Consider the following 14,737-nt stretch of genomic DNA (forward strand, 5'->3'; position numbering starts at 1 on the left):
CGGGCAAATCAACACTGAAGGGGCTATGACCTTCAGGTAACGACGTGGATAATGTGAGAGCTAAATAATGAAAGAGATCATCAATGGATTTCTGAATTTCCAGCAGAATGTGTTTCCTGAAAGGAAGGATCTTTTCAAAAGCCTGGCGTCAAATCAGAATCCTAAAGCGCTGTTTATCTCCTGTTCTGATAGCCGACTGGTGCCGGAACTGGTGACGCAGCAGGAGCCAGGAGAGCTGTTCGTTATCCGTAATGCGGGCAACATCGTGCCTTCATTTGGCCCGGAGCCAGGCGGCGTTTCCGCCACTATCGAATACGCTGTCGTCGCGCTGGGCGTGTCTGACATTATCATCTGTGGTCACTCCAACTGTGGCGCGATGAATGCCATCGCCTCCTGTGCCTGCATGGATACCATGCCAGCGGTCGAACACTGGTTGCGCTATGCCGATGCGGCAAAAGCGGTGGTGGAGCAGCGTGAATATGACTCGCCAGAGAAAAAGCTGAACGAGATGGTAAAAGAGAACGTCATCGCCCAGCTTAACAACATGAAAACCCATCCTTCGGTATCGGTGGCGTTGCGTAACGGCAAGCTGCGTCTGCATGGCTGGGTCTACGATATTGAAACCGGCACCATCATGGCGCTGACTCAGGGCGGCAAACAGTTTATTACCCTGTCTGAAAACCCGGACACCTGTTTCGAGTAAGCCCTGGGCCCGCTGCGCGGCAGCGGGTTATTCCGGCCTCGCGCACATAACTCATTAGAAACACACTTATTTTTCAGCATTTCCCGTCAGGCTTATCTATGCTTGCTTAAACCTTCCCGACATAAGCGAGTTGATGATGCGTAAAACGTCTGTGGTTGTTCTGCTGGCGGTCTCTGCCCTGCTGCTCAGCGGTTGTACTTCCCACGTTACCGATAAACAGCAATATTCTGGTTTTTTAGCCGACTACAGTCAGTTGCAGCCGACAGCATCGGCCAGCGGTGAATCGACCCTGCGCTGGATCTCGCCCGACTATAAAAGTAGCCAGTACAAAGATGTACTCTATACGCCGCTGGTCTACTATCCGGCAGCTCATCCCACCGCGCGTGTCAGCCAGCAAACGCTGGATCAGGTGCTGAGTTACACCGACATTCAGCTAAAAGGTGCGATCGCCACCCGTCGACCATTGGTCAGTCAGGCCACACCGCACACGCTGAAAGTGCGGGCGGCAATCACTGCCGTCTCTGCGGAGAATGAAGGGGTGCAATTCTACGAGGTGGTGCCGGTCGCAGCAGTGGTGGCGACCACCATGGCGGCGTCGGGGCACCGTACCCAAAACAGTGAGCTGTTTCTGGAGATAGAGGCCAGCGATGCGGTCACCGGGAAGCCGCTGATCCGGGTAGTGCGCAAAGCGTTTGGCAAAACGGTCAGCAACAGCAATACGCCGATCACCTTTGAAGACCTGAAGCCCGGTATCAATACCATGGTGCGTGACACGGTAAGTTTTAACGCGCCGTAACCCTGAGATATTAACCTGCTATCAGACGGCAGTCAGCGCACCGGTTCCCCGCATGAGCGGGGACACCCGCTAAAGGGGATTCAGTAGATTGCCGGTTTGCGCCGGTTCCCCGCGTGAGCGGGGATACCGTTTCCATTTAGGGTACTGTCGATCGCCGGAAACTGACGATGAAACGGCTGTCCGACCCTGTTCCTTTTTCGCTCTGGCATTTCCTCCGGTCACTGCTGCGGTGGTGTTGGATCTGACCTGTGTTACCCTGCACAGGGATAGTCAGGGTCAGGAACGATGAAAAAAAAGAACAGCACTACTTCGCCTCATGATGCCACCTTCCGGCTGTTTCTTACGCAGCCGGATATTGCCCGTGACTTTATGGAACTGCACCTGCCCGCAGAACTGCGTGCTATCTGTGACCTCACTACCCTTAAGCTGGAATCCGGCTCGTTCGTTGAAGACGATCTGCGCCAGTATTTCAGCGACGTTCTCTACAGCCTGAAGACGACTGCCGGCGACGGGTACATTCATGTGCTGGTTGAACATCAATCCACCCCGGACAGGCACATGGCGTTCAGGCTGATGCGATACGCTGTAGCCGCCATGCAGCGGCATCTTGAGGCTGGCCATAAAACGCTGCCACTGGTGATACCGGTCCTGTTCTATACCGGTAAACGCAGTCCTTATCCATATTCTACTTGTTGGCTTGATGAGTTCGAAAATCCATCGCTGGCGGTAAACCTTTATGGCAGCGCCTTTCCCCTGGTGGACGTGACGGTCATTCCGGATGAAGAGATTATGGGGCATCGCAGCATGGCGGCGCTGACCCTGTTACAAAAACATATTCATCAGCGAGATCTGGCCACGCTGACCGATCGTCTGGCCACGTTACTGATGGCGGATTATCTTTCTTCACCCCAGGTAACAGCGCTGATACACTATTTACTGCAGGCAGGGGAGTCAGCTGACTCCGAAGCCTTTGTTCGCGAACTGGCACAGCGTGTGCCGCAACACGGAGACGCACTTATGACCATCGCACAACAGCTGGAGCAGAAGGGCATCGAGAAGGGCATTGAGAAGGGCATCGAGAAAGGTATTCAGCTTGGCAGGCAGGAAGGCCGTAGCGAAGGCGAGCGCGAAGCCACGCTGAAAATTGCCCGTACCATGTTGCAGAACGGCATTGACCGTAACACCGTCATGAAAATGACCGGCCTTTCAGAAGACGAGCTGGCACAAATCCAGCACTAAAACCGGCAGAGCGGGTGGGTAAGGAAGGTCAGATTTATGATGAAATTATCAGCGGTAACAGCAAAAATTAAACGCGTCAGATGCAGAGCATTTTTCTCCGGTCAGTGCGTTAAGCTGATAGCGGAAAACTGATTAAACCCGATCTCATCCGTCGGGTTTTTTTATGCCTGACATTCGCCGCCGGCTATCCAGTTTCAGCCAACCGGCTGGAAGGCGACGGGTGTTGAGCCGGCTGACAACCCTGAGCACAATTGTGATGTGGGTGCTGGGTAAGCAGGCTGAAAAAAGTTATAGCTGTGATGTCAGATAAACAGGGTGACGTTGCGGCGGATTCCTGCCTGACCTTAACGAATAACATCCTCAGGCACTGTTCGCGGGCCTTAAGACAGTGATTGCCGGATGAACGCCTTAATCATCTCACCGCTCATACCGAAATAAGATGAAGGTTTACTGAGCTGCGATCGGTGAAAATCCCTCAATCCCGCCCAGGGCTGTTCAGTGAGAGCAACCCGGTTTCAGCTACGGACCCACGATTCCGGATTGATGCTGCTTGCGTCGTGAAGTGTTCCCTGCGCTTCCGCAGATGAAACGAAAACCAGGCCACGGCTGGCACTTAAGCTAGCCTGTTCCCCACATTATCCAGGCGACAAATCGCTGCCGCCCTGTTTAATCTTTTGTAAATCCTCAACATCATCGCAGCGTGGCTGACTACGCTTAAGGGCATTGCATCCCGTCAGGAGAACGCTATGGCTCGTTTCGCTCGCACGTTGTTGTTCAGTGGTTCGCTGTTGTGTGCCACGCCGCTACTGGCCGCTGAACCGCAGGTACAGGTCCAGCTGTTGCAGGATAAGTTACAACATCCATGGTCTGTGGCGTTTCTGCCTGATAATAAGACCCTGCTGATTACTGAACGCAGCGGCCAGTTGCGCAGCTGGAGTCCGCAGGGTGGCTTGTCACAGCCAATTTCCGGCGTGCCGCAGGTCTGGGCACAGCGCCAGAGCGGCTTGCTGGACGTGGTGCTGGCACCCGATTTTGCCAGCAGCCGACGCGTCTGGCTAAGCTACACCGAAGCTAACAGCAGCGGCAAAGCCGGTGCGGTAGTGGGTGTCGGGACGCTAAGCGAGGATAACCGGCAACTACGCGATTTCCGTGTGGTGATTCGCCAGACGCCAATGCTCTCCAGCGGGAATAATATCGGCACCCGCCTGGCGTTCGATAAACAGGGTTTTCTGTGGGTTGCATTTGGCGATAACTTTGCCAGCAGCAGCGCGCAGCATCTCGACAAGCTGCAGGGCAAACTGCTGCGTCTGAATGCGGATGGCAGCGTGCCTGACGATAATCCGTTTGTGAAGCAGAGCGGCGCACGTCCGGAGATCTGGGCTTATGGCCTGCGTAATCCGCAGGGCCTGGCGCTTAATCCGTGGACCGAAACGATGTGGGAAAGCGAGCACGGTCCGCGCGGCGGTGACGAGGTCAACATCATCGGTAAAGGTAAAAACTACGGCTGGCCGCTGGCCACCTACGGTATCGACTACAGCGGCGATAAAGTCCCTGAATCGAAAGGGAGCCATGCCGCCGGAACCGAACAGCCGGTCTACTACTGGAAAGATTCGCCCGCCATCAGCGGTATGGCGTTCTACAACAGTGCCCGCTTCCCGCAGTGGAAAAATTCGCTGTTTATCGGCGCGCTGAAAGAGAAAAATCTGATCCGGCTGAGCGTCAACGGGGAGAAAGTGGTTGAAGAGCAGCGTCTGCTCGACGATCAGAACGCACGTATTCGCGATGTGCGACAGGGGCCGGATGGCTATCTCTATGTGCTGACCGATGAAGCCAACGGCAAATTGCTGAAAGTCGGGTTAACGCAGGACGCCGGTGCGTCCCGCGGTTAGCTCAACGGGCCCAGTGGCAGACCTGCCAGCCCCGGTTTAGCGCTTCCTGATGCAGCAGTTTGTCAGGATTAATCACATGCGCATGATCGGCCTGTTCGAGTAACGGCAGGTCGTTCATCGAATCGCTGTAAGCCCAGGTGTGCCCGAAGGCTTCACCCTGCTGCAGCGCTTTCCAGTCGCCCAGACGCGTCACTTTGCCTTCTTTATAAGTCATGGTGCCGTAGGTTTTACCGCTGTAGCGCTGATCGACGATCTCGACGCCTATCGCCAGCGCCCCGCAGGCACCCAGCTTTTCGGCAATCGGCAGCACCAGATGCTCGCCGCTGGCGGAGATAATCATCACCTTGTCGCCACGCGCCTGGTGCCACTGAATGCGCTCGCGGGCAGCCGGATAGACGCGCGGCATGATGTCGCGATGGATAAAGCGACGCACCCAGCCTTCAACGGTCAGGGTTGCCATACCCGCCAGCGGGGCCAGGGTAGTATTCATGTACTCTTCCATCGATAGCGTACCGGCATAATACTGCGCCATCAGGGCCTGTTCCTGGTCGATCAGCTCGCGGGGGGCGAAGCCCTGCGATACCAGCCAGCGCAACCACAGGCCGGTGCTGTCTTCACTAATAAGCGTCTCATCCAGATCAAATAGGGCTAAGTCCATGGTCGGTCTCCTCGGCTGACTGGCTTTCAGGTTAGCTGATAATTGTGACCGGCTTAACTGTTCTGCGAAAAATCGGAATTTCACGCATTTTTGATGGCGACAGCACGGGGCGAAACTGGCACGCGCGCGGCAGGGATGCCAGGGTTACTCTACTAAACTCTAAAAAACTTTACGATTCGGCGGTTTTTTTCGCTGCCCTCAACGGTTAGCGTTCTGAGTGGAGGTTTTCTGCCTCCCGAATCCCGATTTAACAAGGACAATCCGGTCAAGCCCATGACAAACACTCGCGTTGCTTCTCGCCTGCGGCTACTTGCTGCCACCTCTTTACTTCTTATCGCCCCGATCGGCGCTTTTGCTGAACAGGCGCCTGCTGCGCCAGGTATTGATGCCAAAGCCTGGATACTGATGGATTACGCCAGCGGCAAAGTGTTAGCTGAATCTAATCCCGATCAGCGTCTCGATCCCGCCAGTCTGACCAAAATGATGACCAGCTACGTGGTGGGTCAGGCGATCAAAGCCGGCAAAATTAAGCCGGACGATCTGGTGACGGTAGGGCAGGATGCCTGGGCGACCGGCAACCCCAGGCTGCGCGGTTCGTCGCTGATGTTTTTAAAGCCGGGTGACCGTATTCCGGTCCATGAGCTGAACAAAGGCATTGTGATCCAGTCCGGCAATGACGCCTGTATCGCGCTGGCGGATTACGTGGCCGGTAGTCAGGACTCGTTTATCGGCCTGATGAACAACTACGTTAAAGCGCTGGGGTTACAGAACACCCACTTTATGACGGTACACGGGCTGGATGCTGAGGGACAGTACAGTACCGCGCGGGATATGGCGTTAATCGCCCAGGCACTGATTCGCGATGTACCGGAAGAGTATGCACTGAATAAAGAAAAAGAGTTCACCTTCAATAAAATCCGCCAGATGAACCGCAACCGTCTGCTGTGGAGCACCAATCTCAAGGTGGACGGCGTCAAAACCGGCCACACCTCCGGTGCCGGTAATAACCTGGTGGCCTCGGCAACCGAAGGCGATATGCGACTGATTTCGGTGGTGCTCGGCACCGCCAGCGATGCGATTCGCTTCCGCGAAAGCGAAAAATTGCTCACCTGGGGCTTCCGCTTCTATGAAACCGTCACGCCGATCAAGGCCGACGCGCCGTTTGCGCAGCAGCGGGTCTGGTTTGGCGATAAGAGTCAGGTCAACCTTGGCGTGTCGAAAGATGCCGCACTGACCATCCCGAAAGGCCAGATGAAAAACCTGAAGGCGAGCTTTAAGCTCAATTCGACGCAGCTCGAAGCGCCACTGAAGAAAAATCAGGTGGTGGGCACCATTGATTTCCAGCTGGATGGCAAAACTGTCGACCAGCGTCCGCTGGTGGTCTTACAGGAGGTGCCGGAAGGGGGCTTCTTCAGCCGGATGGTGGATTTCGTGATGATGAAATTTAACGGCTGGTTCGGCAAGTGGTTCTCATAATCCTCATAAAAAAGGGACGCCGCGGCGTCCCTTTTTTCAATCCTGAGTCCAGCCTTTACGAATTGGCAGGGCAAACAGCGACCGGTAGAGCGGATTAATCACCGCCAGCATCCGCTCACCGTAGATCTGCCACGCCAGATGGGAGGCCAGACAGCTCAGCAAACCGACCAGGAAGCCGCCCAGCATATCCATTGGCCAGTGGACGCCGAGGTAGATGCGCGACCAGGCGATGGCGACGCCGGCCAGCATCAGAATCACCCCTGACCACAGGCGATGCCAGAAAATAAAGGCCAGTGCAAAAGTGAAGATAGTGGTGCCGTGATCGCTGGGATAGGAGTCATCCGCTGCGTGGTGCAGAAATTGATGACCGAGCCCAATCGCAAACGGGCGAGGGTGCGGTAACAGTTGGCCGACACACCAGGAGATCGCCAGCGCATACAGTAAGGCCATGCCGGTTTTTAGCACCAGCACCCGCTGTGAAGAGAGCTGGTCGCGCGGTCCCCACAGCCACAGCACGACAATTAACAGCGGCACGATGGCAATCAGATCTTTGGCGATGAAGGTCGCCAGTTGCAGCAGCCAGGCGGGTGACGCGGGGGTGGCATTGATGGCGATAAACAGTGAGCGGTTTAACTCTTCCATTATGGGGGCATTCCTCTGCAAACAGGCCACCAGTCAACAGCTACGTTGCCCTCAGGGGCAGACGCCGACTGACTACGGCGGCAAATCAAACGTCAGCGACAAGGCGCTAACCAAAATATTCAGCACAAATTGCTAACAGCACCGGCGCACTATCCTGCTTTTTACCCTGGGTTTCGTCCATAGCAAGGCTCTTAATCTGCTCATGGGTTGCCTGATTGTTTAAGTTTGACCGCCGGACAGCCGCTGTTTGAGCCGGAATGGGAATGTCATAGAGGAAAAAGGGCATAAAAAAACCCGCCGGGAAAAAGACCAGCGGGCTCCACAATTTGGGGATTTCAAAGAAAAGCAGTGGCACTTATTCAGACTAGCCCTTAACAAAAAAGTTCTGGACGTATGCAAAAAAATTTTATAAGGGCAAAAGCGGCCAGATAATCACTATCAGCGTACCCGCCAGCGTCAACAGCACGTTAGCAATCGCGTAGGTTCCGGCATAGCCCAGCGCGGGAATATTGCTGCGCGCGGTGTCACTGATAATCTCCATCGCCGGGGCGCAGGTGCGGGCACCCATGATCGCCCCGAACAGTAACGCGCGGTTCATTCGCAGTACGTAGGCACCAAACAGATAGCAGATAATCACCGGGATCAGGCTGACCAGTAATCCACACAGCAGCATCAGCGCACCCTCACTGCTGACGCCGTGATTGATGCCGCTGCCGGCGCTCAGCCCCACACCGGCCATAAACACCATCAGCCCGAACTCTTTCACCATGGTGAGTGCGCCCTGAGGAATGTAGCCAAAGGTCGGATGGTTGGCGCGCAGGAAGCCGAGCATTATGCCGGCAAACAGCAGGCCGGCCGCGTTACCGATGCCAAAACTGAAGTTGCTGAACTGAAAGGTAATCAGACCTATCATCAGGCCGACGATGAAGAAGGCGCAGAAGGCCAGCAGGTCGGTCATCTGGCTGTGGATAGCGATAAAGCCAATGCGATCCGCCACGCTTTTAACCCGTCGTGCTTCGCCGCTGACCTGCAACACATCGCCTTTATTCAGCATGATGCTGTCGTCAATCGGCATCTCAATCTGGCTGCGAATGACCCGGTTAAGGAAGCAGCCATGATCGGTGAGATTAAGTTTACTGAGCCGTTTATTCACCGCATTATGGTTTTTCACCACAATCTCTTCGGTCACAATCCGCATATCCAGCAGATCGCGGTCAAACACCTCTTTGCCGTTACGAAAACTGGGGTCGAGACGGGCGTGCGCATCGGGATAGCCGACCAGTGAGATATCGTCGCCGAGTTGCAGCACCGCATCGCCATCCGGGCTGGCGAGAATACCGTTACGGCGGATGCGCTCAATGTAGCAGCCGGTCTGGCGATAGATACCGAGTTCACGCAGGTTTTTGCCGCCGCTCCACGCCACCAGTTCCGGGCCGACGCGGTAAGCGCGGATCACCGGTAAGAACACCTTGCGCTGGCTGTCGGCATCCAGCCCGCGCTCGCGAGCGATCTGCTGCGCGCAGGTGGGCAGATCCTGATGCTGCAGGCGCGGCAGGTAGCGCGCACCAAAGATCAGGCTGACCAGGCCAATCAGGTAGGTTACGGCATAGCCGAGACTGAGTTGATCCTGCATTAATCCCAGCTGTTTGCCGTCACTGATGCTTTGCCGGAGCGTATCGCCGGCACCGACCAGTACCGGCGTTGAGGTCATTGATCCCGCCAGCATGCCCGCCGTCAGGCCGATATCCCAGCCAAACAGCTTTCCGAGCCCCAGCGCCAGAATCAGCGCGCTGACCACCATCACGATAGCGAGCATGAAATAGTTTTTGCCGTCGCGAAAGAAGATCGAGAAAAAGTTGGGACCGGCCTCGACGCCAACACAAAAAATAAACAGCATAAAGCCGAGACTTAATGCATCGGTATTGATCGTAAAGTGCTGCTGGCCTAATAACAGAGAAACCACTAATACGCCGATTGAATTTCCCAGCTGAACTGAGCCAAGACGCAGTTTCCCCAGGCACAGCCCGAGCGCCAGTACGACAAATAATAACAAAACGTCATTTCCACTTAACAATTCTGCGACGTTAATATTCACTGTTTAACTTCTTGTTTACGTGTAACCTGTTGAAGAGAGGCTTGTTTTTCGCTATCTTGAGCAAGCCGTCGGGGGCGCGTTGTATCAGTGCTGCAAATGCGACCGTGGTAACGGCGGCTATTCTAATCAGAAAAAACTTCCTCAGCCATTGGCTAATTTAATTCGTTATCAAAACGAACTGTTTCTTTTTATTTCCACCTGAACGCAGCAGGTTACAGACGAGTTTTTATCCCGGTAATTTTTAGTCAGTGAGGTGTTATGCCGCAGCGTTCTTATCTCTGGACGACCCGCATGTGTGGGGTGGGGCTTTATAGTCTGGTGTTTGTTGTTACCTGCCACTTCTGGCAAACCGGTGCTGCCCCGTTGCGGGGTCAGCCTGAACTGCTGCTGTTTATGCTGCCTGGCATCGTGATGGCCTTAATGCAGGTGGAGAGTCCGTTAAAAAGTACCTTACTGATGGCGCTGTGGGGCACGCTGGTTGCCGCGCTGCTGTTAAATAATACCCTGCTGGCCCACGCCAGCGGTCTGTTTGTCGTCGCCTGGAGCGTGAGCGCCATGTTCTGGGCCGGCTGCGGCGCGCTGCTGGTGCGCCTGATGCAGATTGTGCTGGCCTCGCTGAATTAACCCGTCCCCGGCCAGGCGTGCGGGGCCAATGCAGAGCAACCGTCAGACGTTGCGCAGCAAAAAGGCGAGACCGTAACTGCGTCTCGCCTTTTTCGTTCCCCAGCCTGCAACCGCTAATTAAGCGACGAAGCCCAGGTTTTCTTTGGTCCAGGCAGCGAACTCGGTATAGCCGCCGACGTGTTTATCATCAAGGAAAATCTGCGGTACGGTGGTGACAGGCTTACCGGCGCTGGCTTCCAGATCGGCTTTAGTAATGCCTTCCGCCTGAATATCCACATACTGATAGCTAAAATCATCACGCTCAGCAGTGAGTTTATCCGCCAGCTCTTTAGCACGGACACAGTATGGACAGCCCGGACGACCAAAAATTACAGCAATCATGAAGAACTCCTTGCAGCGTGGTGTGTGATCTTCATCACACAATAAACCTGAGAATGGCAACCATGATGCCCGCTCGGATCGCTTAAAGAAAGCAGGATTTGCCTGTTAGTCTGATGCCCGCCACCTATAGCGGCTGGAACCTTGTTATCAGCCGGGCGGGATTTTTTCTGCCAGCGGCTCACGCGAGACGGTGGGCAATTTGCGGGTTGTTAACCATAATTGACGCTCAATAACCGGCTAAGGCAGGAGAGGACGATGCAGAATGTCGCCAGATTACCCCGCGCGGTGTTGGTGCTGGAAGCGCTGGGCGGCCTGATGATTCTGGCCGCACTGCTGCTGGTCAATCGCTGGCTGCCCGCGCCTGGCACGCTGGATGCCCGGACGCTGGCGACCGGGCTGTTTATCGCAGGCATTGTATTGATGCTGCCCGCCGCCTGGCTATTAATGTGGCGCACCGCAAAAGCGATCGCGCCGCAGCTGTTTAATCACACTGACAAAAAAAGATAATGTTGCTGGAGACTTTATGACACCGACCATTGATTTACTGTGCAGCCACCGCTCTGTTCGCGCCTTTACTGACCAGCCCGTCAGCGAGGCACAGCGTGAAGCGATTATTAATGCGGCGCAATCGGCGTCCACATCCAGTTTTTTACAGTGCTCTTCTATTATTCGTATCACTGACCGTGCGCTGCGCGACCAGTTGGTCACCCTGACCGGCGGTCAGTCGTGGGTGGCGGATGCGCCCGAGTTCTGGGTGTTCTGCGCTGACTTTAATCGTCACCTGCAGATCTGTCCGGATGCCCAGCTGGGCCGCGCTGAACAGCTACTGCTCGGCTGCGTTGATACCGCGCTGATGGCGCAGAATGCCATGGTGGCGGCCGAATCGCTGGAGCTGGGCGGGGTATTCATTGGCGGTATCCGTAACAACATCGCCGAGGTGACCACGTTGCTCGGCCTGCCCAAATTTGTGTTGCCGCTGTTTGGTTTTTGTCTGGGTCATCCGGAAACCCGCCCGGATGTGAAACCGCGCATGCCGCACGCGATGCTGGTGCATGAAAACCGCTACCAGCCGCTCGATCCGGCGGTACTGGCGGACTATGACAGCCGCACCGAGCTCTACTATCAGCACCGTGACAGCAACCAGCGCAGCGAAACCTGGAGCGAACTGATTCAGCGCCTGATTATCAAAGAAACGCGCCCGTTTATGCTGGATTACCTGCATCAGCAGGGCTGGGCAACGCGCTAAGCTGACGGCGGAGAACGGACGATGAAGATAGCCATTCTGTCGCGCGACGAAACGCTTTACTCCAGCCGGCGGCTGCGTGAGGCAGCCGAAACTCGCGGGCATCAGGTGCAAATCATCGATCCGCTCTCCTGCTATATGAACATCAATCCCGCCTCGCCCGCTGTGCATTACTGCGGTGAACCGCTCGGCCACTTCGATGCGGTCATTCCGCGCATCGGCTCTCTGACCACCTTTTACGGCACGGCGGTGCTGCGCCAGTTTGAGATGAGCGGCAGTTATCCGCTGAATGAATCGGCAGCGATCACCCGCGCACGTGACAAACTGCGCTCGCTGCAACTGCTGGCGCGCGAGGGAATTGATATGCCGGTCACCGGCTTTGCTTCCTCGCCAGATGACACTGAAGACCTGATCGCCATGGTCGGCGGCGCGCCGCTGGTGGTCAAGCTGGTGGAAGGCACCCAGGGCATCGGCGTGGTGCTGGCCGAAACGCGCCAGGCGGCGGAAAGCGTTATCGATGCATTTCGCGGTCTGAATGCCCATATTCTGGTGCAGGAGTTCATCAAAGAGGCGGGCGGCCGGGATATTCGCTGTCTGGTGATTGGCAATCAGGTGGTGGCGGCGATTGAGCGGGTGGCAAAAGAGGGCGACTTTCGCTCCAATCTGCACCGCGGCGGCAAGGCCTATCCGGTCACTATCACCGATCAGGAGCGGCAGATTGCCATCAAAGCGGCGACTACGCTGGGGCTGGACGTCGCCGGGGTTGATATCCTGCGTGCCGATCGGGGGCCGCTGGTGATGGAGGTCAATGCCTCGCCGGGCCTTGAAGGGATAGAAACCACCAGCGGTCTGGACATTGCCGGGCTGATGATTGGCTGGATTGAGCAACAGGCTATCCCCGGGCTCCGTCCTAAAACCGCTGGCTGACACGCGCTTTTCAGCGGTTTTCGTGGCATCGACGCGCATTTTTCCGTAAGCTAAGTCGCCTGTTTATCACCCCATGGGATTTTACGATGGATTCTCTTGTCGTTCCGGATATCGACCTGTTGCGTCGCTGGCTGGATCAGCAAAATATCACCTGGTTCGAATGCGATGCCTGTCAGGCACTTCATCTGCCGCATATGCAAAACTTCGACGGGGTGTTTGACGCCAAAATCGATCTGGTCGACAACGTCATTCTGTTTTCGGCGCTGGCTGAAGTGAAGCCCACGGCGCTGATTCCTTTGGTGGGCGACCTGTCGCAAATTAATGCCAGTTCGCTGACGGTAAAGGCGTTCATCGACATTCAGGATGATAACCTGCCGAAGCTGATTGTTTGTCAGTCAATGACCATCACCGCAGGGTTAACCTTTGGTCAGTTCTCACACTTTATGAAACAGAGTGAAGAGCAGATCTCAATGGTGATCCTTGAGGCGTTTGCTAACAATCTGCTGATGATTGGTGAAGAGGAAGAGCATGTACCGGTGACCAGCGTGCACTCCGTGCTGCACTGATCAGACCCGCTTGCCGATTAAGCCGTCCCTGTGACGGCTTTTTTTATGTCCGTCGCACCGGACAGCCATAATTTTTTATTCTGCATTTTGCCCTTTAGTGCCAGATATTTGTCGTTCTTTATGCCAGTAAAGCCGAACCTCATAGCTTAAACATGCATAAAATATCGCTTTTAGGCGTTTTTTACGCTGAGGTCTGGTGCAGCCTGAGTCGGGGGGCTATTCTTGCGGGGCTGTGACAGCCGCGTAACTGCGCCGCAGCTAATGGTTTTTGCTATTACACTTCCGCTGAATAATGATTCATTGTGTCACTAACCTTACACACAGAACGCAACGTATGGATCACTGGTTTGCAGCGTTGTGATGACCCGCTCAGGAGGATGGAAAACATGTTCAACCAACGTCAGAAATGGTTGTCAGGTGTGGTAGCTGGCGTGCTGATGGCCGCATCTGCCAGCACCATGGCGGAAGATAAAACGCTGCACGTTTATAACTGGTCTGATTATATCTCGCCAGATACCGTGCCGAATTTTGAAAAGCAGTCCGGTATCAAAGTGGTCTACGACGTGTTTGACTCCAATGAAGTGCTGGAAGGCAAACTGATGGCCGGCAGCACCGGCTATGACGTGGTGGTGCCATCCTCCAGCTTCCTGGCGCGTCAGCTGCAGTCCGGCGTGTTCCAGCCGCTGGATAAGAGCAAGCTGCCGAACTATAAAAACCTCGATCCGGCGCTGATGGAAAAAGTGGCGCAGCACGATCCGGGCAACAAATACGCCATTCCTTACCTGTGGGGCACCACCGGTATCGGCTACAACATCGATAAAGTCAAAGCGGTACTCGGCGCAGATGCACCGGTTAACAGCTGGGATCTGGTGATGAAGCCCGAGAATCTGGAGAAGCTGAAAAGCTGTGGCGTCTCTTTCCTCGATGCGCCGGAAGAAATTTTCGCTACCGTGCTCAACTATCTGGGTAAAGATCCGAACAGTTCTGATGCCAAAGAGTATTCAGGTGCGGCCACCGATCTGCTGTTGAAACTGCGTCCGAACATTCGTTATTTCCATTCATCGCAGTACATCAACGATCTGGCTAACGGCAATATCTGCGTGGCGATTGGCTGGTCAGGCGACATTCTGCAGGCGAAAAACCGGGCCGATGAAGCCAAAAATGGCGTGCATCTCGGTTACAGCGTGCCGAAAGAGGGCGCGCTGGCCTTCTTCGATATGATGGCGATTCCGAAAGACGCGAAGAATCTTGACGGTGCCTACGCCTGGCTGAACTACATCATGGATCCAAAAGTGATCGCCGATGTCTCGAATAAGATGAACTACGCCAACGGCAATAAAGCCTCTCTGCCGCTGATCAATGCTGACGTCCGCAACAACCCAGGCATCTTCCCGACGCCAGAAGCGATGTCGAAACTGTTCGTGCTGAAAGTTCAGGATCCGAAACTGGATCGTGTGCGTACCCGCGCATGGACTAAAGTAAAAAGTGGTAAGTAATT

General features: G+C 55.1%; 16 protein-coding genes. 11 read left to right on the forward strand and 5 right to left on the reverse strand.

The genetic code is table 11. From position 1 onward, the window contains the following. The first annotated feature begins 67 nt into the window (after nucleotides 1–67). The 4 genes from AC6I8I_RS06285 to AC6I8I_RS06300 all read left to right on the forward strand — a co-directional run bounded on the left by AC6I8I_RS06285 (nucleotide 68) and on the right by AC6I8I_RS06300 (nucleotide 4,627). Nucleotides 68–703 (forward strand): carbonic anhydrase, encoded by a 636-nt coding sequence (locus AC6I8I_RS06285; protein WP_090962688.1) that lies wholly within the window; start codon nucleotides 68–70, stop codon nucleotides 701–703. A 136-nt stretch (nucleotides 704–839) separates the two neighbouring features. Continuing rightward, nucleotides 840–1,499 carry a DUF3313 domain-containing protein gene (locus AC6I8I_RS06290; protein WP_312053001.1) on the forward strand — a complete coding sequence of 220 codons (660 nt, stop codon included), beginning with the start codon at nucleotides 840–842 and terminating at the stop codon, nucleotides 1,497–1,499. 285 nt (nucleotides 1,500–1,784) lie between these two features. Beyond that, nucleotides 1,785–2,738 (forward strand): Rpn family recombination-promoting nuclease/putative transposase, encoded by a 954-nt coding sequence (locus tag AC6I8I_RS06295; protein WP_312052815.1) that lies wholly within the window; start codon nucleotides 1,785–1,787, stop codon nucleotides 2,736–2,738. A 746-nt stretch (nucleotides 2,739–3,484) separates the two neighbouring features. Continuing rightward, nucleotides 3,485–4,627 (forward strand): PQQ-dependent sugar dehydrogenase, encoded by a 1,143-nt coding sequence (locus AC6I8I_RS06300; RefSeq protein WP_497819805.1) that lies wholly within the window; start codon nucleotides 3,485–3,487, stop codon nucleotides 4,625–4,627. 1 nt (nucleotide 4,628) lies between these two features. Here AC6I8I_RS06300 and AC6I8I_RS06305 read toward each other — a convergent pair whose 3' ends face one another. Continuing rightward, a complete protein-coding gene (locus AC6I8I_RS06305; protein WP_312052812.1) occupies nucleotides 4,629–5,285 on the reverse strand; it encodes an HAD family hydrolase in 657 nt (218 codons plus the stop codon). Between the two features lie 273 nt (nucleotides 5,286–5,558). Here AC6I8I_RS06305 and AC6I8I_RS06310 point away from each other — a divergent pair, with 273 nt between their 5' ends. Further along, the gene (locus AC6I8I_RS06310; RefSeq protein WP_312052811.1) at nucleotides 5,559–6,761 is read left to right on the forward strand and encodes a serine hydrolase; all 1,203 of its coding nucleotides are present in this window, start codon (nucleotides 5,559–5,561) and stop codon (nucleotides 6,759–6,761) included. Between the two features lie 36 nt (nucleotides 6,762–6,797). Here the strand turns inward: AC6I8I_RS06310 and ybjG are convergent, their stop codons facing one another. The 3 genes from ybjG to AC6I8I_RS06325 form a co-directional block, all read right to left on the reverse strand. Beyond that, entirely contained in the window at nucleotides 6,798–7,403 is a 606-nt protein-coding gene (ybjG, locus tag AC6I8I_RS06315; RefSeq protein WP_312052810.1) for an undecaprenyl-diphosphate phosphatase, read from the reverse strand. 106 nt (nucleotides 7,404–7,509) lie between these two features. Further along, nucleotides 7,510–7,758: a hypothetical protein gene (locus AC6I8I_RS06320; protein WP_312052809.1), complete on the reverse strand. Its 249-nt coding sequence runs from the start codon at nucleotides 7,756–7,758 to the stop codon at nucleotides 7,510–7,512. Between the two features lie 51 nt (nucleotides 7,759–7,809). Beyond that, complete coding sequence (locus AC6I8I_RS06325) at nucleotides 7,810–9,498, reverse strand: aspartate:alanine antiporter (RefSeq protein ID WP_312052807.1); 1,689 nt, start codon at nucleotides 9,496–9,498, stop codon at nucleotides 7,810–7,812. A gap of 258 nt (nucleotides 9,499–9,756) precedes the next feature. On the opposite strand from AC6I8I_RS06325, the gene ybjM reads away from it, so the two are divergent. Beyond that, entirely contained in the window at nucleotides 9,757–10,122 is a 366-nt protein-coding gene (ybjM, locus tag AC6I8I_RS06330; protein ID WP_312756427.1) for an inner membrane protein YbjM, read from the forward strand. Nucleotides 10,123–10,239: 117 nt separating this feature from the next. Here the strand turns inward: ybjM and AC6I8I_RS06335 are convergent, their stop codons facing one another. Further along, the gene (locus AC6I8I_RS06335) at nucleotides 10,240–10,503 is read right to left on the reverse strand and encodes a GrxA family glutaredoxin (RefSeq protein WP_031377006.1); all 264 of its coding nucleotides are present in this window, start codon (nucleotides 10,501–10,503) and stop codon (nucleotides 10,240–10,242) included. Nucleotides 10,504–10,758: 255 nt separating this feature from the next. On the opposite strand from AC6I8I_RS06335, the gene AC6I8I_RS06340 reads away from it, so the two are divergent. From AC6I8I_RS06340 to potF, 5 genes are all read left to right on the forward strand, one after another. Then, complete coding sequence (locus tag AC6I8I_RS06340; protein WP_312052802.1) at nucleotides 10,759–11,010, forward strand: DUF1418 family protein; 252 nt, start codon at nucleotides 10,759–10,761, stop codon at nucleotides 11,008–11,010. Between the two features lie 16 nt (nucleotides 11,011–11,026). After that, entirely contained in the window at nucleotides 11,027–11,749 is a 723-nt protein-coding gene (nfsA, locus tag AC6I8I_RS06345; protein ID WP_312052800.1) for an oxygen-insensitive NADPH nitroreductase, read from the forward strand. Nucleotides 11,750–11,770: 21 nt separating this feature from the next. Continuing rightward, nucleotides 11,771–12,673: a 30S ribosomal protein S6--L-glutamate ligase gene (rimK, locus tag AC6I8I_RS06350; RefSeq protein WP_497819807.1), complete on the forward strand. Its 903-nt coding sequence runs from the start codon at nucleotides 11,771–11,773 to the stop codon at nucleotides 12,671–12,673. Between the two features lie 86 nt (nucleotides 12,674–12,759). After that, a complete protein-coding gene (locus AC6I8I_RS06355; protein WP_031377003.1) occupies nucleotides 12,760–13,239 on the forward strand; it encodes a YbjN domain-containing protein in 480 nt (159 codons plus the stop codon). Nucleotides 13,240–13,625: 386 nt separating this feature from the next. Further along, entirely contained in the window at nucleotides 13,626–14,735 is a 1,110-nt protein-coding gene (gene potF, locus AC6I8I_RS06360) for a spermidine/putrescine ABC transporter substrate-binding protein PotF (protein WP_031377002.1), read from the forward strand. Nucleotides 14,736–14,737 lie beyond the last annotated feature (2 nt).

Source organism: Pantoea sp. X-Soil-YNGN-775 (genome assembly GCF_059730575.1).

Coding starts and splice junctions, on each gene's coding strand:
- AC6I8I_RS06335 (WP_031377006.1), bottom strand. CDS start 10,503: ATGATTGCTGTAATTTTTGGTCGTCCGGGCTGTCCATACTGTGTCCGT.
- AC6I8I_RS06300 (WP_497819805.1), top strand. CDS start 3,485: ATGGCTCGTTTCGCTCGCACGTTGTTGTTCAGTGGTTCGCTGTTGTGT.
- nfsA (WP_312052800.1), top strand. CDS start 11,027: ATGACACCGACCATTGATTTACTGTGCAGCCACCGCTCTGTTCGCGCC.
- potF (WP_031377002.1), top strand. CDS start 13,626: ATGTTCAACCAACGTCAGAAATGGTTGTCAGGTGTGGTAGCTGGCGTG.
- AC6I8I_RS06355 (WP_031377003.1), top strand. CDS start 12,760: ATGGATTCTCTTGTCGTTCCGGATATCGACCTGTTGCGTCGCTGGCTG.
- AC6I8I_RS06310 (WP_312052811.1), top strand. CDS start 5,559: ATGACAAACACTCGCGTTGCTTCTCGCCTGCGGCTACTTGCTGCCACC.
- rimK (WP_497819807.1), top strand. CDS start 11,771: ATGAAGATAGCCATTCTGTCGCGCGACGAAACGCTTTACTCCAGCCGG.
- AC6I8I_RS06340 (WP_312052802.1), top strand. CDS start 10,759: ATGCAGAATGTCGCCAGATTACCCCGCGCGGTGTTGGTGCTGGAAGCG.
- AC6I8I_RS06290 (WP_312053001.1), top strand. CDS start 840: ATGCGTAAAACGTCTGTGGTTGTTCTGCTGGCGGTCTCTGCCCTGCTG.
- AC6I8I_RS06285 (WP_090962688.1), top strand. CDS start 68: ATGAAAGAGATCATCAATGGATTTCTGAATTTCCAGCAGAATGTGTTT.
- ybjM (WP_312756427.1), top strand. CDS start 9,757: ATGCCGCAGCGTTCTTATCTCTGGACGACCCGCATGTGTGGGGTGGGG.
- AC6I8I_RS06305 (WP_312052812.1), bottom strand. CDS start 5,285: ATGGACTTAGCCCTATTTGATCTGGATGAGACGCTTATTAGTGAAGAC.
- AC6I8I_RS06295 (WP_312052815.1), top strand. CDS start 1,785: ATGAAAAAAAAGAACAGCACTACTTCGCCTCATGATGCCACCTTCCGG.
- ybjG (WP_312052810.1), bottom strand. CDS start 7,403: ATGGAAGAGTTAAACCGCTCACTGTTTATCGCCATCAATGCCACCCCC.